Genomic DNA, 20,132 nt, shown 5'->3' with positions numbered 1-20,132 from the left:
GAAAAGCCTTTCACCAGCGTCAACGCCGACTCGCCGCGCTCAGAAGAGGACGGTGGAGAGCCTGCGGCGCGCCTTCAGCACGAGCGGGTCGGTCCGTCCGATCACCTCGAACAGCTCCAGGAGCCGGACGCGGACCGCCTCCTTCTCGTCGGCGTCCGCCGTCGCGGCGAAGTCGAGCAGGCGGTCGAGCGCCTCCTCGTAGCGGCCCTGGATGACGTCGAGGTCCGCCGCGTCGAGCTGGGCCTGGAGCCCGCCGCCCGCAGCCGCCGCGCGGATCGCGTCGGGATCGAATCCGAGGGAGCGCTCCAGGAGCGCGGCCTGGGCCCGGCCGGCGACCACCTCGGGGTCGCCCGGGGTCTCGGCGAGGAGCTTGTCGAACTCGCGCACCGCGGCGGCGTAGTCGCCGGCCTCCAGCGCGGCATCGGCCGCCTCGAAGCGGGGGTTCGCGACGTGCTCCGCGCCCTGCGCCCCTCCCCCGGCGGCGGCGATCGGCTCCGCCCGGCCGGTGATCCCGTTCGCGACCGCGGCCTGCGACACCTGCGAGAGGAGGTCGGCGATCTCGTCACCGCCCTTCGTTCCCTGGAACAGCGGCACCATCTGGCCGGCGAGGAGTGCGATCACCGTGGGCACGGCCTGCACGCCGAGCGCCTGCGCGATCCGGGGCTCCTGGTCGACGTTGACGCGCGCCAGGAGATAGCGGCCCTCTCCTGCGTTCACCGCCGCGGCGAGCGCCTCGCTGACCGGGCCGCCGTTGGGGTCGCGGGGCGAGTAGAACTCGACGACCACGGGGTGCTGCATCGAGCGCGACGCCACCGTCTCGAACTCGGCCTCGGTGAGCTCGACCACATAGCCGGAGCCCCCCTCCGCAGTGGTGGCCTGCTGGGCCAGGCCGGAGAGGTCGACTGCGCCGGGTCGTGTGAAGTTCTCAGAAGTCATGTGTCTATCTTCGTCTGCCCCGCGCGGCAGTTCAACCGCAATAGGATGACGCCATGGCACATCCACGCGCGGGGCAAAGGGCCCAGGAATCAGACCTGATCGACGTAGACGAGCTCGTCGCGGCGTACTACGACCGTACGCCGGACCCGGCCGACCCCGACCAGATGGTCGTGTTCGGCACCTCCGGGCACCGGGGGTCGAGCCTCGACACGAAGTTCAACGAACTGCACATCGCAGCCACGACGCAGGCGATCGTCGAGTACCGCGCCGCGCAGGGCATCGACGGGCCGCTCTTCATCGCCAAGGACACCCACGGGCTCTCGATCCCCGCATGGCGGACGGCCATCGAGGTCCTCGCCGGCAACGGGGTCGAGACCCTTGCCGAGCGGGAGGACGAGTACACGCCCACCCCGGCGTTGTCGCGCGCAATCATCCGGTACAACCGCGAGCACGAGGCGCAGGCCGACGGCATCGTCGTGACGCCCTCGCACAACCCGCCCCGGGACGGCGGCTTCAAGTACAACCCGCCGAACGGCGGCCCCGCCGACACGGACGCCACCAAGGCGATCGCCGCCCGCGCCAACGCACTGATGGCCGACCCGTCGGGCATCCGCCGCGTCGCCTACGAACGCGCCGACGTCCACCGCTACGACTACCGCACGCCCTACTGCCGGGAGCTGGGCACCGCCCTCGATTTCGACGCGATCAAGGCGGCCGGCCTCAGGCACGGCGCGGACCCGATGGGCGGAGCCGCGGTCCAGTACTGGGAGTTCCTCGCCGACATGGGCCTCCCCATCGAGGTCGTGAACGCGACGGTCGACCCGCGTTGGGCCTTCATGACGCTCGACACGGACGGCAAGATCCGGATGGACTGCTCCTCTCCCGACGCGATGGCGTCGCTCGTCCAGCAGCGCGACCGCTACACCGTCGCCACCGGCAACGACGCCGACGCCGACCGGCACGGCATCGTCACCCCGGATGCGGGCCTCATGAACCCCAACGCGTACCTCGCGGTGGCGATCAACTACCTCTACAGCCATCGCAAGGGCTGGAGCCCCGATGCGGGGATCGGCAAGACGCTGGTCAGCTCGTCGCTCATCGACAAGGTGGCCGCGAAGCTGGGGCGGCGGCTTGTCGAGGTTCCGGTCGGCTTCAAGTGGTTCGTCCCCGGGTTGATGTCGGGCGACATCGGCTTCGGCGGAGAGGAGTCCGCCGGCGCGTCGTTCCTGGACATGGAGGGACGCACCTGGACCACCGACAAGGACGGGATCCTGCTCGCGCTCCTCGCATCGGAGATCATCGCGGTCACGGGCCAGACCCCCAGCGAGCACTACGCGTTGCTCGAGAGCGCGTTCGGCAGGTCCTTCTACGCCCGTGTCGACGCCGACGCGGACCGGGAGCAGAAGGCGCGGCTGGGCCGCCTCAGCCCCGACGACGTATCCGTCCGCGAGCTCGCGGGAGAACCGATCACCGCGGTGCTGTCACACGCCCCCGGCAACGGTGCCGCCATCGGCGGCATCAAGGTGACGACGCAGAACGCCTGGTTCGCGGCCCGCCCCTCCGGCACCGAGGACAAGTACAAGATCTACGCGGAGTCGCTCGTCGGCGCGGACCACCTCGCGCAGGTCCAGGCCGCCGCGCGGGACCTCGTCGACGCCGCGCTCGGCTGATCAGTAGTCCGCGTCGGCCTTCTCGCTGGGCCGCATGGTCCGGCGGAGGCCGGCGCGCTGGATCACGCGCTGGATCGTGAGGTCGCGCTCCTCGGGCCTGCCCACGAAGCGGATGTCGCGCAGGCCCTGGTCCTGGGCTGCGGATTCGAAGGTGAAGTGCCCGTAGTTCCAGATCTGGCCCGCCAGCGGCCGGTGCAGCGAGATGTCGAGGATGCGGGTCATGGGCATCGTCGCGAGCATCTGGTTGAAGACCCCGTGCACGCGGAAGACCCGCATGTTGGTGACCACGAATCGGTCCATGTGCACGACGTGGATCTTCCAGATCGAGGTGAGGAACGCCGCGAGTCCAGCCGCCAGCGGCAGCCAGAAGAAGCGGCCCGCCGGGATCATCAGCGCGAAGATCGGCGTGCTGGCGGCCAGCAGCAAGTACCAGCCGATGCTCGCGGCCCAGTGCTTGCGCACCTCGTCGACGATGATCTCCCCCTCGTCCACGAGCAGGTGCCGTTCCACCTGCGGCTCGAGCAGTCTGGCGAGCATCGCCCTAACTGGCCAGGCTCGTGAAGAACCTGCCCAGCGCCTCGAACGCGCCGAAGAAGGTCTTGACGGCCTCGGCCGCGGCCTCGGGGCGCGTGAACAGGTAGAAGACCACGAACGCCGCGACGAGCACGAGCAGCACGCGCTTGATCCAAGAAACCACAAGTCCTCCTACGATTCGTCGAACATTCTGCCAAGCCTGGCCAAGAGTTCTTCGCCCGGCGCGCCGAGGAGCGGGATTTGCCACCCCGCCGCCGAGGCGCGCGGCGCCGTGTGGAAAGCTCGTGCCATGGAGAATTCTGATCTGTTCATCTGCATCGACCACGTCGGCATCGCCGTCCCGGACCTCGACGAGGCCATCGCCTACCACGCCGAGAAGTTCGGCTGGCGTGAACTGCACCGCGAGGTCAACGAGGAGCAGGGCGTCGCCGAGGCCATGATCGGCACCGGCGAACAGGGCGCCGAGAACGCGAAGATCCAGCTGCTGGCGCCGCTGAACGAGGAGTCCACGATCGCGAAGTTCATCGACAAGAAGGGACCCGGCCTCCAGCAGCTGGCGTACCGCGTGGCCGACATCGACCACGTGAGCGAGGTGCTCCGGAGCCGCGGTGTCCGGCTCCTGTACCCGGAGCCCAAGCGCGGCACGGCCGGGTCGCGGATCAACTTCGTGCACCCCAAGGACGCGGGTGGCGTGCTCCTCGAAATCGTGGAGCTCGCCAACTGAGGATGTTGGGCGAGGCCCGCTAGGCTCACAGTTACGAACCAACCGAAGGAGCCTCGCGATGGTGGATCCGTCCCGCGACCTCGAGTCCGAAGAGACCGGCCTCAACCTCTTCGACGACAAGGCGACCGCCGCCGGCAGCTTCCCGACCTCGATGCTCGGTTACGACCGCCACGCCGTGGACACCTACGTGCGCGAGGTCGAGCACCAGGTGAGCGACCTGAAGCAGCGGGAGCGGGCACTTCGTCGGGAGATGGCGTTCATCCGCGCCGAGGTCGGCGAGACGGACTTCGAGCGCCTCGGGATGCACGCCACACGGCTGCTGAAGGCGGCCGAGGCGCAGGCGCGCGACATCGTCGAACGCGCCGAGCGCGAGGCCGAACGAATCGTCACCGAGGCGCGCCGCTCCGCCAGTTCCCTGAGGGAGTCGGCGCAGCAGGAGGCGGACGACATCCGGCTCACCGGCCTTGCCTCGCTGCGCCAGCTGCGCAGCGAGCAGGCGGCCGCCGGGCAGAACGCCCTCGCCAAGGCCCGCGCGGACGCGGAGCGCACCGTCGAGCAGGGCAGGACCCAGCGGGACGCACTCCTCGCCGGCGCCAAGACGGAGGCCGCGGGGATCGTGGAGGCCGGACGCGCGGAGGCCACGCGACTCCTGGCCGCGGCGGAGCGCGACGCATCCTCCATCCGCGAGGAGACGCAGCGCGAGGCCGAGCGATCGCTCGCCGAGACCAGCCGCGCCGCGCACGAGGCCGCCGAGGCGGTCGCGCGCCAGCTGCGGGCGCACGAGGAGGAGGCCGAGCGTGCCGCGGCTGCGCTCGCGGAGGCGAGGGACGAGGCGGCATCGATCCGCCAGGGCGCCCTGGCCGAGGCCGAGGAGCTGCGCGTCGGCGCCCACCGCGAGGCGGAGATGATCATGACCCACGCCCGCAACAAGGCGGCGGAGGTCCTGAAGCAGCTCGAGGAGCGCGTGGAGTGGCGCAAGGAGCAGTTGCAGCGCTCCGTGAGCACGCTCGAGGCACGGAAGCGGACGGTCCTCGCACAGCTGGCGAACCTCCGCGCCCTCGCCGAGCAGTCGCACAAGGAGTTCGCTCCGGAGGCGGACCTCTTCGACGAGGAGGCCGACGAGCTCGCGCCCCAGCTTCATGAGCCGGAGTCGGACGAGCCCACCGACCGGGTCGCCCACGACGAGACCACGATGATCGTCACGCCGCCCAGAGAGGCCGGTCCGGGCTCCGGCGATTCCCGCTGACCGAACGGGCGCTGATACCTTTGGCCGGGTGAGATTGGTGATCGCCCAGTGCCAGGTGGACTACGCAGGACGGCTCACAGCACATCTGCCGATGGCCAAGCGCCTCCTCCTGGTCAAGGCCGACGGGTCCGTGTCGGTCCATGCCGACGACCGTGCCTACAAGCCCCTCAACTGGATGAGCCCCCCGTGCTCCATGGTCGTGCGCGAGCCCGCACCGGAGTCGGCCGACCTCGGGTTCACCGAGGAGTGGGTCGTCACGTCGCGCGACGGGGACACCCTCCACATCAAGCTCGGTGACGTCTTCCTCGACACCGACCACGAACTGGGGGTCGACCCCGGGCTGGTCAAGGACGGCGTCGAGGCGCACCTGCAGGTGCTGCTCGCGGAGCACCCCCACACGTTCGGCGAGGGCTGGCAGCTCGTGCAGCGCGAGTACATGACCCCCATCGGCCCCGTGGACCTTTTGCTGCGCGACCACACCCAGCGCTACGTCGCGGTCGAGGTGAAGCGGCGCGGCGAGATCGACGGGGTCGAGCAGCTCACCCGCTACCTGGAGCTCATGAACCGCGACCCGCTCCTCGGGCCGGTCCGGGGCATCTTCGCGGCCCAGCAGATCAAGCCCCAGGCGAGGACGCTCGCCCACGACCGCGGCATCGAGACGATGCTCGTCGACTACGACGCGCTGCGTGGGATGGACAATGCCGAGGACCGGCTCTTCTGATGGCCAAGCGCCACTCCAAGCACCTCCGGGCGCCCCGGCCGCTCCTGATGGGCCAGGACGTCCGCCGGAAGCACGTGCGCGGCACGGACTACCTCGTGCGGAACATCCGTGCCGGGCAGTCGCAGAAGGACTATCGTTGCCCCGGATGCAACCAGCCGGTGCGCCGCGGCACCGCGCACGTCGTCGTCTGGCCGGAGACGCCGCCGCTCGGGCACGAATCGGGCGTCGAGTCGAGGCGCCACTGGCACACGTACTGTTGGGAGCGAATTTGAGTATCAACTCGGTGGCCGTCGGTGACGGCCCCATCGAGGTCGTGTTCATGCACGGGCTGTTCGGCCAGGGCAAGAACTGGACCACGGTCGCGAAGGCGATCGGCGACCTCGCGACGTCACACCTCGTCGACCTCCCCAACCACGGCGAGTCCAGTTGGACCACCGGGTTCGACTACGACGAGCAGGCGGAGATCGTCGCCGACTGGCTCCGGGACACCTTCGAGGACCGCCAGGTGGTGCTGGTGGGCCACTCGATGGGCGGCAAGATGGCGATGCGGCTGGCCATCCATCACCCGGACCTGGTCGCCGGCCTCATGGTCGTCGACATCTCCCCCGCGCGCAACGAGTCCGCGCTCTTCTTCACCTCCCTGGTCTCGGGGCTCCGCAGCCTCGACCTGGACACCGTCGCCAGCCGCGGCTACGCCGACCAAGCCCTCGCCGAGCGCATCCCCAACGACACGATCCGCCGCTTCCTGCTGCAGAACCTCCAGCGCGCCGGCGACCGCTGGACCTGGAAGGCCAACCTCGACATGCTCGGCGACGAGCTGCACGCCATCAGCGGTTGGCAGCCCATCGAGGGCAGCTACGACGGCCCCGTCGTGTGGGTGATCGGCGGCAAGTCGGACTACGTCAAGCCCGAGCACGACGCCCCCATGCGCGAGCACTTCCCCTCGCTGAGGGCCATCACGCTCAAGCGGGCGGGCCACTGGGTCCACTCGGAGGACCCGGAGTCCTTCGTGGAGGTGCTCCGGGCCTTCCTGGGCCGAACCGAGTTCTAGCCGACCGTCACGCCCTCGATGCGGGCCTCCGCGATCGGCGACGTGCCGTCCCCGGCGTCCACGCCCTGGGCCGCGATGCCGCGCACCACGTCGAGCCCCGCCTCGTCCATCTGGCCGAACACCGTGTAGGCGGGGTCGAGTTGCGAGTCGTCCCACACGAGGAAGAACTGGGAGCCGTTGGTGTCGGGTCCGCGGTTTGCCATGGCGACGGTGCCGCTCGTGTACTCCAGGTCGTCGCTGACCTCGTCGGCGAAGACGTAACCGGGTCCGCCGCGACCCGTGGCGCTCGGGTCGCCGCACTGCAGGATGAAGATGCCGTAGTCCGTCAGCCGGTGGCAATCCGTCCCGTCGAAGTAGCCCTGCTGGGCCAGGGACAGGAACGAGTTGACCGCGCACGGGGCCTTCTCGCGGTCGAGCGTGATCTCGATGTCTCCCGCGGTGAGCTGGAGCGTCGCCGTCGTCGTGCCCTTGTTCGCCACGTCGGTGGACGGCGGCGGGTCCACCGGCTTCACCGGCTGGCCGTCCTCGGGGTACTCACAGGAGGCAGCCCGGCTGGCCGGCTCGGCCCCGATGCCTGATGAGTCGTTCGCGTCGGAACAGGCCGAGAGGGTCAGGGTCAGGAGGGCCGCGACGAGGACGGCCGGCTGGTTCATGCGCACCAAGGCAGCATAGCGGTCGCTACATTTGGGGGCATGGTCACGCTTTCCAAGATCTACACCCGCACGGGCGACTCCGGCTCCACCCGGCTCTCCGACAACTCCGAGACGCGCAAGACCGACCTACGGGTCGAGGCGTACGGCCACGTCGACGAGGCCAACTCCGCGATAGGCCTCGCGGTGGCGCTGGGCCTGCCCCAACGGGTCGTCGAGATGCTCGGCGTCGTCCGCAACGAGCTCTTCGACGTCGGCGCGGACCTCTCCACCCCCCTGCACCCCTCGCCGAAGTGGCCGCCGCTACGGATCGTCCAGCAGTCCATCGACCGGCTGGAGGCGTTCTGCGACGAGCTGCAGGCCCCCCTGCCCGTCCTGCGGTCCTTCATCCTCCCCGGCGGAACCCCGGGCGGCGCCCAGCTGCACGTCGCGAGGACCGTGGTGCGGCGCGCGGAACGCACCGCTTGGCGCGTCGTCGAGCAGTACGGGACCGAGCCCAGCGAGGAGGAGTCGGCCGGCGGGGTGAACCTGCTGGCAGTCACCTACCTGAACCGGCTCTCGGACCTGCTGTTCATCATGAGCAGGACCGCCAACGGCACCGACGGCGAGACGCTTTGGGTGCCCGGCACCGACCGCGAGCCGCCCCGCGGCCGGGGCTGAGGCTCAGCTCGGGCTCTCCGTGCCCCTGGGCAGGTACGCACCCGGGGGCGCGGACTCGAGCCAGCTCATGAGCGCCACCGCGGAGTCGTTGGACATGGCGAGGTTGTACTCCCGCCCCGTGGCCGCGTCGCTGACGAGCACGATGCAGGAGTCGGCGTAGAGCGAGACCGCCTCGATGGCCCGCGGCGCCCGCCGGCTCACGTAGTGCGTGCGTCCCCGGCGGAACACGAACTTCGGGCGGAGCGACAACGAGAAGGAGCGGAACCACTGGAGCTGGTCGCCGCGGTAGCGCGCCAACCCCAGGGACCACCCGACGCCGGTGTCCTTCCCCAACTGCAGCGCGCAGTCGAACACCCCACCCAGGCCGTGGAGCCAGCGGCGGCGGGCGTAGAGGACCATGAACGGGAGCAGCACGAACAGGACCAGCGCCAGGCCCAGCCACAGCAGCTCCCACCACATCGTCCGACTCCTCCAATCGGTTCAGGGCAGCCTCCACCGAAGTGGAAGCCGCCCTGATCCCAGAAACCGTAACCCTACCGCGCTGCCTTCTCGGCGGCCGCGAGCTGGGCCTTGAGGAGATGCATCCGATGCTGCTCCTCCTCCGTCGCCTCACCATTCTGGTGCTTCAGCGTCAACCCGTCCAGCTCGGCCTGGGCGTCCCGGGCCGAGATCTCCTGGCCCATCCTTGCCTCCTGGGCCAGGACCGACACCCGCCCCTCGGCCACCGAGATGAAGCCGCCGTCGACGAACAGCGCCTCCTGGCGGCCGTCGGCCGTGACGATCTCCACCCGGCTGGGCACGAGCAGCGCCAGAAGCGGCTCGTGCCCCGGGAGGATGCCGATGTCGCCCTCGACGGTGCGCGCGATGAGCTGCACCGCCTCGCCGGACCAGACGACCTTCTCGGCCGAGACGACCTGCACCTTCAGCGGATCGCGATCCACGATCAGCGGTCCTTCTGCATCTTCGAGTAGTTCTCCATGACCATGTCCATGCCGCCGACGTTGAAGAACGCCTGCTCCGGGATGTGGTCCACGTCACCGCGGCAGATCATCTGGAACGACTCGATGGTGTCGGCCAGCGGCACGGTGGAGCCGGGGATGTTGGTGAACTTCTCGGCCATGTAGGTGTTCTGCGACAGGAACTGCTGGATGCGACGCGCACGGTTGACCGTGATCTTGTCCTCCTCCGACAGCTCGTCGATGCCGAGGATGGCGATGATGTCCTGCAGCTCCTTGTTGCGCTGGAGGATCTGCTTCACCTGCACGGCGGTGTCGTAGTGCTCCTGCCCGACGTACTGCGGGTCGAGGATGCGCGACGTCGACGACAGCGGGTCCACGGCCGGGTACAGGCCGCGGGAGGCGATCTCGCGGGAGAGCTCGGTCGTGGCGTCCAGGTGCGCGAACGTCGTGGCCGGAGCGGGGTCCGTGTAGTCGTCGGCCGGCACGTAGATGGCCTGCATCGAGGTGATGGAGTGGCCGCGGGTGGAGGTGATGCGCTCCTGCAGCTGCCCCATCTCGTCGGCCAGGTTGGGCTGGTAACCCACCGCGGACGGCATGCGGCCGAGCAGCGTGGAGACCTCGGAACCGGCCTGGGTGAACCGGAAGATGTTGTCGATGAAGAGCAGCACGTCCTGGTTCTGGACGTCGCGGAAGTACTCGGCCATGGTCAGGGCCGAGAGCGCGACGCGCAGGCGGGTGCCCGGCGGCTCGTCCATCTGGCCGAAGACGAGCGCGGTGTCCTTGAGGACGCCCGCCTCCTCCATCTCGAAGATGAGGTCGTTGCCCTCACGGGTCCGCTCCCCCACGCCGGCGAACACCGAGGTGCCGCCGAAGTTGTGGGCGATGCGGTAGATCATCTCCTGGATGAGGACCGTCTTGCCGACGCCGGCGCCGCCGAAGAGGCCGATCTTGCCGCCCTTGACGTAGGGGGTCAGCAGGTCGAGGACCTTGATGCCGGTCTCCAGCATCTCGGTCTGCGACTCGAGCTGGTCGAACTTCGGCGGGTCACGGTGGATGGGCCAGCGCTCCGTGATCTCGATCGTCGACGGGTCGACGTTCAGCACGTCGCCGGTCACGTTCCACACGTGGCCCTTGGTGATGTCACCGACGGGCACCGAGATCGGGCCACCGGAGTCACGGACCTCCGCGCCGCGGCGCATGCCGTCGGTCGGCTTCAGGGAGATCGCCCGGACGATGTTGTCGCCGACGTGCAGCGCCACCTCGAGCGTGATCGTCTGCTTGGTGCCCATCACGTCGGTGTCGACGTGCAGCGCATTGCCGATCTCGGGGAGCTGATCAGCCGCGAACTCGACGTCCACCACCGGTCCGATGACACGAGCGACGCGCCCAACGGCCGCGGACTGTGCAGTAGTTGCAGTCATTTCCTACCTCATTGATTTCAGGCTGATTCGGACAGCGCAGAAGCGCCACCCACGATTTCTGTGATTTCCTGCGTGATCTCCGCCTGGCGCGCCTGGTTGGCCTGGCGCGTCAGCTGCTCGATCAGCTGCTGGGCGTTGTCCGTCGCGGACTTCATCGCCTGCTGCCGGCTGGCCAGCTCCGAGGCACCGGCCTGCAGGAGCGCAGTGTGGATGCGGTTGCTGACGAACAGCGGGAGCAGCGCGTCGAGCACGGTCCGGGCGTCCGGCTCGAACTCGTAGAACAGCGGCTCGTCGCCGTTCGCCGACGCCGGGGCCTCCTGCTTGCCGTCATCGTCGACGACGACCAGCGGCAGGAGCCTCGTGGCGCGCGGCGTCTGCTTCAGCATGGACTCGAACCGCGTGGAGACGATGTGGATCTCGTCCACGCCGCCCTCCTCCGTCGGGGTCAGGAACCGCTTCACCAGCTCGTCGGCCACCGTCTTCGCGTCGCGGGCGCTCGGGGACTCCGAGAACCCGGTCCAGCTGGCGGCCACCTCACGGCCACGGAACTCGTGGTAGGCGAGGCCCTTCTGCCCGGTGATGAAGAGGTCCACCTCCTGGCCCTCTTCCTCCTCCAGGTACGTGCGCACCTGCTCGCCGAGCTTCAGCACGTTCGCCGAGTAGGCGCCCGCGAGGCCGCGGTCGCTCGTGATCACGAGCAGCGCCGAGCGCCTCGGCTTCTCGGCCTCGACCAGCAAGGGGTGGTCGAGGTCGTAGGCCGAGGCCAGCATGGAGACGGCCTTGGTCAGCTCCAGCGTGTAGGGCATGGCGGCCCTGGCGGCCGCCTGCGCCTTCACGATCCGCGACGACGCGATGAGCTCCATCGCGCGGGTGATCTTCTTGGTCGCCGTGACGGACCTGCGTCGCTGCCTTAGCTCCCTGAGACTGCTGCCCACGATCAACCCCGCTTCTGGCGGACGATCTTCTCCTGATCGATCTCAGACTCGTCGATGGCCTCGACCTCTTCGTTGCCGAGCAGCACGCCGCCGTCACCGGTGCGGAAGAGAGGCTTGAAGTCGTCGAGCGCCTTCAGCGTCGCGTCCTTGTCCTCGTCGGAGAACTGCTTGGTCTCGGCGATGTCCTGCAGCACCGTGGTGTTGTGGCGCAGGTGCTCGAGGAACTCCTGCTCGAAGCGCAGCACGTCGGAGACGGGCACGTCGTCGAAGTGGCCCTCGTTGCCGGCCCAGACGCTGACGACCTGATCCTCCACCGGGTAGGGCGCGTACTGGCCCTGCCTCAGGAGTTCGGTGAGGCGCGCGCCGCGCTCCAGCTGACGACGCGAGGTGGCGTCGAGGTCGGAGGCGAACATGGCGAAGGCCTGCATGTCGCGGTACTGGGCGAGACCGATCTTCAGCGAGCCCGAGACCTGCTTCATGGCCTTGATCTGCGCCGCGCCGCCGACTCGGGACACCGAGATGCCCACGTCGATGGCGGGACGCTGGTTGGCGTTGAAGAGGTCCGACTGGAGGAAGATCTGCCCGTCGGTGATCGAGATGACGTTGGTCGGGATGTAGGCCGAGACGTCGTTCGCCTTGGTCTCGATGATGGGCAGACCCGTCATCGAGCCGCCGCCGAGCTCGTCGGAGAGCTTCGCGCAGCGCTCCAGCAGCCTGGAGTGCAAGTAGAAGACGTCACCGGGGTAGGCCTCACGGCCCGGGGGACGACGCAGCAGCAGCGACATGGCGCGGTACGCCTCGGCCTGCTTGGTCAGGTCGTCGAACACGATGAGGACGTGCTTGCCCTGGTACATCCAGTGCTGGCCGATGGCCGAGCCGGCGTACGGGGCGATGTACTTGAAGCCGGCGGGGTCGGATGCCGGGGCGTGGACGATGGTGGTGTACTCCATCGCGCCGGCCCGCTCGAGCGTGCTCCGGACCTCGGCGATCGTGGAACCCTTCTGGCCGACGGCGACGTAGATGCAGCGGACCTGCAGCTTCGGGTCCCCCGACTCCCAGTTGGCCTTCTGGTTGATGATCGTGTCGATCGCGATCGCGGTCTTGCCGGTCTTGCGGTCGCCGATGATCAGCTGGCGCTGGCCGCGACCGATCGGGGTCATCGCGTCGATGGCCTTGAGCCCGGTCTGCAGCGGCTCGCGCACCTCCTGGCGGTCCATCACGCCGGCAGCCTGCAGCTCGAGGGCGCGTCGTCCGTCGATGCCGGCGATCTCGCCGAGGCCGTCGATCGGGTTGCCCATGGCGTCGATGACGCGACCGAGGTAGCCCTCGCCGACGGGCACGGAGAGCACGTCGCCGGTGCCGTGCACGACGGACCCCTCGTCGATGCCCTCCGAGTCGCCCAGCACGACGACGCCGATCTCGCGCTCGTCGAGGTTCTGGGCGATGCCGAGGGTCCCGTTCTCGAAGCGCAGGAGTTCGTTGGCCATCGCCGAGGGCAGGCCTTCCACTCGCGCAATGCCGTCGCCCGACGTGACAACCCGGCCAACCTCAGTCTTGCTGGCGCCTTCCGGCTTGTACGCCGAGACGAAGTCGTTCAGCGCACTGCGGATCTCGTCTGGACTGATGGTCAGTTCAGCCATTGGGTCCTACTTTCGCGTTAAGAGTTGATGAGCTGGCGGCGGACGTCGTCGAGCCGGCCAGCGACGGTGGATTCGTAGACGTCGTGCCCGATGGCGACGTCGATCCCGCCGATGACGGAGGGGTCGATGTCGACCTGGAGGGTGACGGGGCGACCGACCTGCGCCGACAGCGCGTTGCGCAGGCGGTCCAGGCGACCTTGGTCGAGGGGGCGTGCGACGGTGACCTTCGCCACCACGACGTCGGCGAGCTCGGCCGCGGTCTCGAGGTAGTCCTCGACCGTCGCGGAGAACGTGCGACGGTGACCCTGCACCGCGCGTGACGCGAGGAGCCGCGTGACCGGGTGGGCACGCTCGCCCAGCAGCCGGTCGACGAGTCCGCGCTTGGCGTCGAGCTCGTAGGCTGCGCTCCGGAGCGTCGTGGTCAGCTCTGCCGAGCCGGCCGCCGCGCTGCCGATGCCGTGCAGTTCGGTCGTGACGCGCTCCAGGGAGCCCTCGTCACGGGCGCTCTGCAGTGCCGCGACCACGCCTTCGCGCTCCAGTCCGCGCCGCAGTTCGACGGGGCTGGACGAAGGTGAGCCGACGACCCGCTCCAGGACGGACATCGCCTCCGGCCCGATGCGGGAGCCGAAGAGGCGACGCGCCAGCTCCAGCCGCTGCTCGGGACGTGCCGAGGGGTCGGACAACGAGCGACGCAGCATCGGCTGCCCGGCGAGCACGTCGCTCACCGCGAAGAGTTCGTTCGCTGCGTCGAGCATGGTCATCGGGCCGCGCCCGCCTGCTCGAGCTCGGCGAGGAAACGATCCACGGTCCGCATGGCTCGCTCGTCGTCGGTGAGCGCCTCGCCGACGATCCTGCTCGCGAGTTCGGTGGCCATGCCGCCGACCTCGCCGCGCAGTTCGTGCACGAGCTGGGAACGCTCGGCAGCGAGCTGCTGGCGTCCGGCCTCGAGGATGCGGTCCGACTCCTTCGTGGCGCGGTCGCGGGCCTCGGCCAGGATCTGCGCACTCTGGTTCTTGGCGTCCTCGCGGATGCGTGCGGCCTCTTCGCGGGCCGACGCGAGCTGGTCCTGGTACTGGGCCAGTGCCGCCTCGGCCTTCGCCTCGGCCACTGCCGCGCGCTGGATGCCACCCTCGATCTTGGAGGATCGCTCCTCGTACATCTTCTCGAACGCGGGCACGATGGCCTTCGCGACGATCAGCCAGATGATGAGAAGAAGGACGATGCCGGCGATGACCTCAGACCAGTAATGGGGCGCCAGGGGACCCAAGGTCGCCTGGGGTACCCAAATGGTGGGATTCATTGCGTGGGCCTCAGAGAACGAAGGCGAGCGCGATCGCGATGATGGCCAGTGCCTCGACGACGGCGAAGCCGATGAACGCGGTGCTCATCATCGCGCCGCGGGCCTCGGGCTGGCGGGCGGTGCCGTTGATGACCGATGCGAAGATCCAGGCAACACCGAGCGCCGGCGCGATGGTCGCAATCGCGTAGCCGATCATGTTCAGGCTGCCGGTGATTTCGAGGAGGGTCATTTCTTTCCTTTCGGATGGCTACTTGGGGGTTTTCCCAAGGAGTCGGTTTGCTTTAGTGCGCCTCTGCGATCGAGGTCGACACGTACTGGGCGGTCAGGACCGTGAAGATGTAGGCCTGGAGCGCTCCGATGAAGAGCTCCAGCATCAGGATGATGATCGAGAACAGGAAGCTCACGCCGCCGGCCACGTTGTAGAAGAGGTTGTCGGCGTAGGTGAGGAGGAACCCACCGCCGACCACGAACACCAGCACGACGAGGTGACCGGCGAACAGGTTCGCGAAGAGACGCAGCGCGAGCGTGATGGGGCGGGTGATGAACGTGGCCAGGAACTCCAGCGGGACCACAAGTGGGAGCAGGTAGCCGGGCACGCCCTCCGGGATGAGCGCCTTCTTCAGGAAGCCGGGACCCCACTTGTGGAAGCCGGCGCCGACGTACACGCACCATGACACCAGCGCCAGGCCGTAGGCGTATCCCACGTTCGAGAACGTCGGGTACATGAAGAAGAAGAACTCGCCGAACCAGTTGTTCACCAGCAGGAAGGAGAACAGCGCCAGCAGGTACGGCAGGAACCGGCGGTACTCGGAGTGGAGGATGTCGCGCGCGATGCCGTTGCGCACGAACTCGTAGACGTACTCGAAGAAGAACTGCGCCCGCCCGGGCTGGACCTTCAGCTTGCGGGACCCCAGGTACCAGAAGAGGATCACGAGCAGGGCGCCGATGACCGCCTGCAGGAGTGGCTTGTTCACCCAGTCCGGGAGGACACCCGGCCAGACGGAACCCCATTCGAAATCGTGGGTGCCCGGTGGGGTGTATCCGCCGCCTTCGAGCGGAACGAGTCCAATCGTCACTACACGCTCCCGTATCGCTTATAGATCAGGTAGATGCTACTGATCAGGCCCACGATGAGGCCAACCGGCAACAGCCACGAGGTATTCAGGAAGTGGTCACCAACCCAGCCCAGGCCCCCGTAGAAGATGATTCCCGCGAGGATGTAACTCAGAACAGCCATGCCGTCCTCCCGTCCGCTGGGAGACCGGTCGTCTTCCTGCTTCGGTGGAGGTGTGGTGCCCATGTCGGGAGTGAGCCTAGCAGGAAATCCACTGAAGGCGGATTCGCGCCCGGGCCCGCTCAGGGGTCGTAGACCGGCACCCGCTGGCGGCTGGCCACTACGACGACGCCGGTGACCCAGGCGAGCACGGTGGCCGTGACCGAGGCGACGAGCCAGCCGTCGGAGATCCGCGGCGCCACCTGCTCGAGCGAGAGGATCCCCCACAGCCCCGCCGCGATACCGATGACGCGGACGGCGTAGCTCGTCAGCACGAGCCCCAGCCCCTGCGTGGGCTCCAGTTCGGTGGCCACCACCTCCAGCGCCTGCCCGACGGCGTAGAAGATCACCACCGCCGCGAAGCCGAGCGCTGCCGTGAGGAGCGCGTCGGCGCCGTCGAACGCGAATGCCAGCCCCATGACGGCGAAGCCGGCCAGGTGGGAGAGCACCAGCGCCCCCAGCATCATCTGCCGCGCCCGCACGGTCGCGGCCGTGACCTCACCCCTCCTCGCCACCGGCGGCCACCTCCTGGGTCCGTATCGGACGCACCGTCCACACGAGCACGACGAGCAGCACGGCCAGCACGACCCAGGCGACGGTCGGCGACTCGGTGAGCCCGATGGCCACCAGTCCCCCGCTCACCACCGCGGTCCACGAGTACATGAGCAGGACCGCGCCGCGGATGCTGTGGCCCCTGTCCACCAGTCGATGGTGGATGTGGGCCTTGTCCGGGACGAACCAGTACTGGCCACGCATCGTCCGGCGGATGTAGGCGAGCGTGAGGTCGAGGAACGGCAGCAGCAGCGCGGCGAACGGGAGCAGGATGGGCAGCAGCGCCGGGAGCACCTCCGTGCTGCCGCCGGTGAGCGCCGCAGGGTCGAGCTGGCCGGTGAAGGAGATGGTGCTCATGGCCATGAGGAGGCCGAGCAGCATGGCCCCGGAATCCCCCATGAACATCTTGGCCGGGTGCCAGTTGTGCAGCAGGAAGCCGAGGCACACGCCGAGGGTGGCCACGGTGAGCAGCGAAGCGGTGGTGGCGCGGACGAGCTCCTGCTCGTACGCCAGGAAGTAGGCGTAGGCGAAGAAGGAGCCCGAGCCGATGGCCACCACGCCCGCGGCCAGCCCGTCGAGTCCGTCGACGAAGTTCACCGCGTTGGTGCACAGGGCGATGAAGAAGACCGTGATGAGGATGCTCGTCGCGTCGTCCAGCGCGATGATGCGGTCGGGCAGCGGGATCCAGTAGATCCGGACGCCCTGCAGGACGGCCACCCCCGCGGCGAGCACCTGGCCGCCGAGCTTCACCAGCGCGGGAAGGTCGTACTTGTCGTCCAGGACCCCGACGAGGCAGATGACGAGCCCCGCCTGCATCACGGCGAACGCGTCGTGGGCGACGATGGGGTGCCGCCCGAGGAAGGGCATCCCGACGGCGAAGAGCAGCGCAACCGCGAGGCCGAGGAACATGGCGACCCCGCCCAGGTACGGGATGGGCACCGTGTGCACGTCGCGGCTGCGCACTCGCGCGTAGGTGCCGGTGCGGACGGCGACGTGCCGGAACAGGCCGGCGGTGAGGAAGGTCACCGACGCCGCCACGAGCAGCGTCAGCAGGTACTCACGCATCCGGGGCGGGCTCCGCCGCGGGAGCGCCCGCGGCTTCCTCGCCCTCGACCGATGCGTCCGCGTCACCCACCGCCTCGTCGGAGGCGTCGACCGGCGCCTCGGGAGTCGGGTCGGGCCGCCTGACGGTGTCCACGACCTCCCTGAGCCGTTCGAGGCTGAGGACGCCCTCGCGGAGGACCACGCCGCCCTCGTCGCCCGAGAAGTCGACGATGGTCGACGGCACCATGCCGGGGGTGTCGCCTCCGTCGAGGTAGACGGCCACCGAGTCGCCCAGCTGCGCCCGCGCGTCGGTGCAGTTCGTGGCGGCGGGCTGCCCGCTGAGGTTGGCCGAGCTCACGGCCAGCGGGCCGGTGCGGCGCAGGAGCTCACGTGCACCGTCGTGGTCGGGGACGCGGATCGCCACGGTGCCGCCGGTCTCGCCCAGGTGGAAGCCGAGGCTCTTCTGTTCCTTCAGGATCAGCGTGAGCGGCCCCGGCCAGAACGCGGCGGCCAGCTCCTTGGCGCCGGCCGGGACGTGCGCGACGAGGGCGCGCAGCATGGAGCGCTCGGCGATCAGCACGGGGGGCGGCATGTCGCTCCCCCGCTGCTTCGCCGCGAGCAGCCCCTGGACCGCGGGCTCAGAGAACGGGTCCGCCCCGATCCCGTAGACGGTATCGGTGGGGAGCACGATGGCCGCTCCCTCCGCGACGGCCGCTACGGCGGCCTCGAAGCCTTCCTCGGTCAGCTGGAACTCAGTCGTCACGGCGTCCATCTTGCCACGTCGCCGCCGTCCGACTGCCCGCGCAGCGCGGTGGCGTACCTGTCCCGGCCGGTGAGGTCCACGTGGCCCCGGACGTCGGTGAAGCCCGCCTCCGTCAACAGCGCGAGCACGGCCGGCTGGTGGGTGTCGTCGTGCTCGACGACGAGCGCGCCCCCGGGGCGGAGCAGCCGCTGCGCGACCACCGCCACCTCACGGATGCTGGAGAGGCCGTCCTCCCCGGCGAACAGGGCCTCGTCGGGGTCGTGGCCCACCACGTCGGGCGGCAGCACGCCGCGCAGTCGGGTCGGGACGTAGGGCGGGTTCACGACCACGAGGTCGACGCTGCCGTCGAGCTCGCCGAACGCGTCCCGCATCCCGCCGATCCCGACGGTGACGGGCATCCCATCGAGGTTCTCACGCAGATAGGCCTCGGCGCGGGTGGATCGCTCGTTGGCGAAGGCGTCGACGCCGGCGACCTCGCGGACGATCGACCGGATGATGGCACCGGAGCCGGCGCAGAGCTCGACGACCCGCCTCGCTGCGCGGGGGCGTCCGGCGAGCCAGTCGATGGCCCATCCGGCGACGAGCTCGGTCTCGGGTCGCGGGATGAAGACCCCGGGCCCGACGCGCAGCGTCTCGTGCCGGAAGTGTGCCTCACCCGTGATGTGCTGCACGGGTTCCCCGGCCTCACGACGGGCGACCATCGCCCCTGCGCGAGCCAGCACGTCGTCGTCGACCTCCCACATCGCCAGCAGGCCGCCCACGGTGGTGCCGGCCGCATGGGCCAGCAGGATGCGGGCATCGGCGCCGGGGCTCGGGAGGCCCGCAGCGGCGAGGCGTTCGGCGTAGGCGTGCAGCGCGTCGGACGGACGCGTCACTTGCCCACACCGGCGAGGCGCTCCGCCAGGTCCTGTTCCGCCAGCGCGTCCAGCACCGGCGCCAGCGCGCCGTCGAGCACCTGGTCGAGGTTGTGCGCCTTGAACCCGATCCGGTGGTCGGTGATCCGGTTCTCGGGGAAGTTGTAGGTGCGGATGCGCTCGGAGCGGTCGACCGTGCGCACCTGCGACTTGCGGTTCTGGGACGCCTCTGCAGCCGCCTGCTCCTCCGCGATCGCGATCAGCCTCGCCCGCAGCATGCGCATGGCCGACTCCCTGTTCTGGATCTGGGAGCGCTCGTTCTGGCAGCTGACCACGACCCCGCTCGGGAGGTGGGTGATGCGGACGGCGGAGTCGGTCGTGTTCACGCCCTGGCCACCGGGGCCGGAGCTGCGGAACACGTCGATGCGGAGGTCGTCAGGGTTGATCTCCACCTCGTCGGCCTCGATGTCCGGCGACACGAGCACACCGGCGGCGGAGGTGTGGATCCGGCCTTGCGTCTCGGTGACGGGGACGCGCTGGACCCGGTGGACCCCGCCCTCGAACTTGAGGCGGCCGTAGGGCGTGAACTCCGCACCGCTGCCGCCCTTGATGGCCAGCGTGATCGTCTTGTAGCCACCGAGGTCGGTCTCCTGGGAGTCGAGCACCTCCACCTTCCAGCCAGCCTGCTCGGCGTATCGGCTGTACATCTTGAACAGGTCGCCGGCGAAGAGCGCGGACTCCTCGCCCCCCTCACCGGACTTGATCTCGAGGATCGCGTCCGCGTCGTCGTTGGGGTCCCGGGGGGCCAGGAGCCGCGTGAGCTTCGCCGTCGCCGTCTCCAGCTGCGCGTCGAGCTGCTCGACCTCCGCCGCGAACGCCTCGTCCTCGTCAGCCAGTTCCCGCGCGGCGTCACGGTCCGCCAGGAGCCGCTCGTAGTCGTGGATGCCCTCGACGATGGGCCTGAGCGCCGCGTACCGGCGACCGACCTTGCGCGACTTCGAGAGATCGCTCAGGACCTCGGGGTCCGCAAGTTGCTGCTCGAGCTGGTGGAACTCCTCCACGAGCGGTGCCGCGTTCTCGAACACGTGTGCTTCTCTCCTGATCGGCGGGCTGGAATGGAAAAAGGACGCTGGTGGGATTCCAGCGTCCTTTCCTGTCGACGCTGCGCGTCGCCGGATGGTTCAGACCTGACCCCGGCG

26 protein-coding genes are annotated in these 20,132 nt (G+C 69.3%); 7 read left to right on the top strand and 19 right to left on the bottom strand.

Features of this window, described 5'->3' with window-relative positions:
• Positions 1 to 39 precede the first annotated feature (39 nt).
• On the bottom strand, positions 40 to 936 hold the full coding sequence (locus BLR46_RS12135) for a tetratricopeptide repeat protein (protein ID WP_093252586.1): 897 nt from the start codon (positions 934 to 936) through the stop codon (positions 40 to 42).
• 53 nt (positions 937 to 989) lie between these two features.
• Here BLR46_RS12135 and pgm point away from each other — a divergent pair, with 53 nt between their 5' ends.
• Positions 990 to 2,606: a phosphoglucomutase (alpha-D-glucose-1,6-bisphosphate-dependent) gene (pgm, locus tag BLR46_RS12130; protein WP_093252584.1), complete on the top strand. Its 1,617-nt coding sequence runs from the start codon at positions 990 to 992 to the stop codon at positions 2,604 to 2,606.
• Here the strand turns inward: pgm and BLR46_RS12125 are convergent, their stop codons facing one another.
• Positions 2,607 to 3,143: a PH domain-containing protein gene (locus BLR46_RS12125; protein ID WP_093252581.1), complete on the bottom strand. Its 537-nt coding sequence runs from the start codon at positions 3,141 to 3,143 to the stop codon at positions 2,607 to 2,609.
• Positions 3,144 to 3,147: 4 nt separating this feature from the next.
• Positions 3,148 to 3,303 (bottom strand): hypothetical protein, encoded by a 156-nt coding sequence (locus tag BLR46_RS15115; protein WP_176761766.1) that lies wholly within the window; start codon positions 3,301 to 3,303, stop codon positions 3,148 to 3,150.
• Between the two features lie 126 nt (positions 3,304 to 3,429).
• Here BLR46_RS15115 and mce point away from each other — a divergent pair, with 126 nt between their 5' ends.
• From mce to BLR46_RS12100, 5 genes are read left to right on the top strand one after another with little or no spacing between them, the layout of a single operon-like run.
• Positions 3,430 to 3,864 (top strand): methylmalonyl-CoA epimerase, encoded by a 435-nt coding sequence (gene mce / locus BLR46_RS12120; RefSeq protein ID WP_093252579.1) that lies wholly within the window; start codon positions 3,430 to 3,432, stop codon positions 3,862 to 3,864.
• Positions 3,865 to 3,922: 58 nt separating this feature from the next.
• Complete coding sequence (locus BLR46_RS12115) at positions 3,923 to 5,110, top strand: DivIVA domain-containing protein (RefSeq protein ID WP_093252577.1); 1,188 nt, start codon at positions 3,923 to 3,925, stop codon at positions 5,108 to 5,110.
• Positions 5,100 to 5,831: an endonuclease NucS gene (gene nucS, locus BLR46_RS12110; RefSeq protein ID WP_425441401.1), complete on the top strand. Its 732-nt coding sequence runs from the start codon at positions 5,100 to 5,102 to the stop codon at positions 5,829 to 5,831. The genes BLR46_RS12115 and nucS overlap by 11 nt, the downstream gene beginning before the upstream one ends.
• Positions 5,831 to 6,103 (top strand): hypothetical protein, encoded by a 273-nt coding sequence (locus tag BLR46_RS15460; protein ID WP_176761765.1) that lies wholly within the window; start codon positions 5,831 to 5,833, stop codon positions 6,101 to 6,103. Before nucS ends, BLR46_RS15460 begins: the two co-directional genes overlap by 1 nt.
• The gene (locus BLR46_RS12100) at positions 6,100 to 6,882 is read left to right on the top strand and encodes an alpha/beta fold hydrolase (RefSeq protein WP_176761739.1); all 783 of its coding nucleotides are present in this window, start codon (positions 6,100 to 6,102) and stop codon (positions 6,880 to 6,882) included. The genes BLR46_RS15460 and BLR46_RS12100 overlap by 4 nt, the downstream gene beginning before the upstream one ends.
• Here the strand turns inward: BLR46_RS12100 and BLR46_RS12095 are convergent.
• On the bottom strand, positions 6,879 to 7,535 hold the full coding sequence (locus tag BLR46_RS12095; RefSeq protein WP_093252572.1) for a peptidylprolyl isomerase: 657 nt from the start codon (positions 7,533 to 7,535) through the stop codon (positions 6,879 to 6,881). The two genes, BLR46_RS12100 and BLR46_RS12095, sit on opposite strands and share 4 nt — an antisense overlap.
• A 39-nt stretch (positions 7,536 to 7,574) precedes the next feature.
• Here BLR46_RS12095 and BLR46_RS12090 point away from each other — a divergent pair, with 39 nt between their 5' ends.
• Positions 7,575 to 8,192 (top strand): cob(I)yrinic acid a,c-diamide adenosyltransferase, encoded by a 618-nt coding sequence (locus BLR46_RS12090; RefSeq protein WP_093252570.1) that lies wholly within the window; start codon positions 7,575 to 7,577, stop codon positions 8,190 to 8,192.
• Between the two features lie 3 nt (positions 8,193 to 8,195).
• On the opposite strand, the gene BLR46_RS12085 is transcribed toward BLR46_RS12090, so the two are convergent.
• The 15 genes from BLR46_RS12085 to prfA all read right to left on the bottom strand — a co-directional run bounded on the left by BLR46_RS12085 (position 8,196) and on the right by prfA (position 20,018).
• Complete coding sequence (locus BLR46_RS12085) at positions 8,196 to 8,651, bottom strand: DUF2550 domain-containing protein (RefSeq protein ID WP_093252567.1); 456 nt, start codon at positions 8,649 to 8,651, stop codon at positions 8,196 to 8,198.
• A 74-nt stretch (positions 8,652 to 8,725) separates the two neighbouring features.
• Positions 8,726 to 9,133, bottom strand: coding sequence for a F0F1 ATP synthase subunit epsilon (locus BLR46_RS12080; RefSeq protein WP_093252564.1), 408 nt, complete (start codon positions 9,131 to 9,133; stop codon positions 8,726 to 8,728).
• A 2-nt stretch (positions 9,134 to 9,135) separates the two neighbouring features.
• On the bottom strand, positions 9,136 to 10,572 hold the full coding sequence (gene atpD / locus BLR46_RS12075; protein WP_093252562.1) for a F0F1 ATP synthase subunit beta: 1,437 nt from the start codon (positions 10,570 to 10,572) through the stop codon (positions 9,136 to 9,138).
• Between the two features lie 17 nt (positions 10,573 to 10,589).
• On the bottom strand, positions 10,590 to 11,507 hold the full coding sequence (locus tag BLR46_RS12070) for a F0F1 ATP synthase subunit gamma (protein WP_093252719.1): 918 nt from the start codon (positions 11,505 to 11,507) through the stop codon (positions 10,590 to 10,592).
• 2 nt (positions 11,508 to 11,509) lie between these two features.
• A complete protein-coding gene (gene atpA / locus BLR46_RS12065) occupies positions 11,510 to 13,147 on the bottom strand; it encodes a F0F1 ATP synthase subunit alpha (protein ID WP_093252560.1) in 1,638 nt (545 codons plus the stop codon).
• Between the two features lie 17 nt (positions 13,148 to 13,164).
• Positions 13,165 to 13,908 (bottom strand): F0F1 ATP synthase subunit delta, encoded by a 744-nt coding sequence (locus tag BLR46_RS12060; protein WP_093252557.1) that lies wholly within the window; start codon positions 13,906 to 13,908, stop codon positions 13,165 to 13,167.
• Positions 13,905 to 14,435, bottom strand: a complete 531-nt coding sequence (locus BLR46_RS12055; protein WP_425441400.1) for a F0F1 ATP synthase subunit B — start codon at positions 14,433 to 14,435, stop codon at positions 13,905 to 13,907. Before BLR46_RS12055 ends, BLR46_RS12060 begins: the two co-directional genes overlap by 4 nt.
• Positions 14,436 to 14,457: 22 nt before the next feature.
• A complete protein-coding gene (atpE, locus tag BLR46_RS12050; protein ID WP_093252553.1) occupies positions 14,458 to 14,676 on the bottom strand; it encodes an ATP synthase F0 subunit C in 219 nt (72 codons plus the stop codon).
• A 52-nt stretch (positions 14,677 to 14,728) separates the two neighbouring features.
• Entirely contained in the window at positions 14,729 to 15,523 is a 795-nt protein-coding gene (atpB, locus tag BLR46_RS12045) for a F0F1 ATP synthase subunit A (protein WP_093252551.1), read from the bottom strand.
• Complete coding sequence (locus tag BLR46_RS14905) at positions 15,523 to 15,747, bottom strand: AtpZ/AtpI family protein (protein ID WP_143008291.1); 225 nt, start codon at positions 15,745 to 15,747, stop codon at positions 15,523 to 15,525. Before BLR46_RS14905 ends, atpB begins: the two co-directional genes overlap by 1 nt.
• Before the next feature lie 56 nt (positions 15,748 to 15,803).
• Positions 15,804 to 16,235, bottom strand: a complete 432-nt coding sequence (locus BLR46_RS12040; protein WP_093252548.1) for a hypothetical protein — start codon at positions 16,233 to 16,235, stop codon at positions 15,804 to 15,806.
• Positions 16,219 to 17,337 carry an MraY family glycosyltransferase gene (locus BLR46_RS12035; RefSeq protein WP_093252546.1) on the bottom strand — a complete coding sequence of 373 codons (1,119 nt, stop codon included), beginning with the start codon at positions 17,335 to 17,337 and terminating at the stop codon, positions 16,219 to 16,221. The genes BLR46_RS12040 and BLR46_RS12035 overlap by 17 nt, the downstream gene beginning before the upstream one ends.
• Complete coding sequence (locus BLR46_RS12030) at positions 17,330 to 18,079, bottom strand: L-threonylcarbamoyladenylate synthase (protein ID WP_245701680.1); 750 nt, start codon at positions 18,077 to 18,079, stop codon at positions 17,330 to 17,332. The genes BLR46_RS12035 and BLR46_RS12030 overlap by 8 nt, the downstream gene beginning before the upstream one ends.
• Positions 18,076 to 18,954 (bottom strand): peptide chain release factor N(5)-glutamine methyltransferase, encoded by an 879-nt coding sequence (prmC, locus tag BLR46_RS12025; protein ID WP_093252540.1) that lies wholly within the window; start codon positions 18,952 to 18,954, stop codon positions 18,076 to 18,078. The genes BLR46_RS12030 and prmC overlap by 4 nt, the downstream gene beginning before the upstream one ends.
• Positions 18,951 to 20,018 (bottom strand): peptide chain release factor 1, encoded by a 1,068-nt coding sequence (gene prfA / locus BLR46_RS12020; protein ID WP_093252536.1) that lies wholly within the window; start codon positions 20,016 to 20,018, stop codon positions 18,951 to 18,953. The genes prmC and prfA overlap by 4 nt, the downstream gene beginning before the upstream one ends.
• Between the last annotated feature and the right edge of the window lie 114 nt (positions 20,019 to 20,132).

This window comes from Tessaracoccus oleiagri, from assembly GCF_900103275.1.
Classification (GTDB): domain Bacteria; phylum Actinomycetota; class Actinomycetes; order Propionibacteriales; family Propionibacteriaceae; genus Arachnia; species Arachnia oleiagri.
Note: the sequence above shows the minus strand (reverse complement) of the source record. Positions and strands in the feature narration are given on the sequence as shown.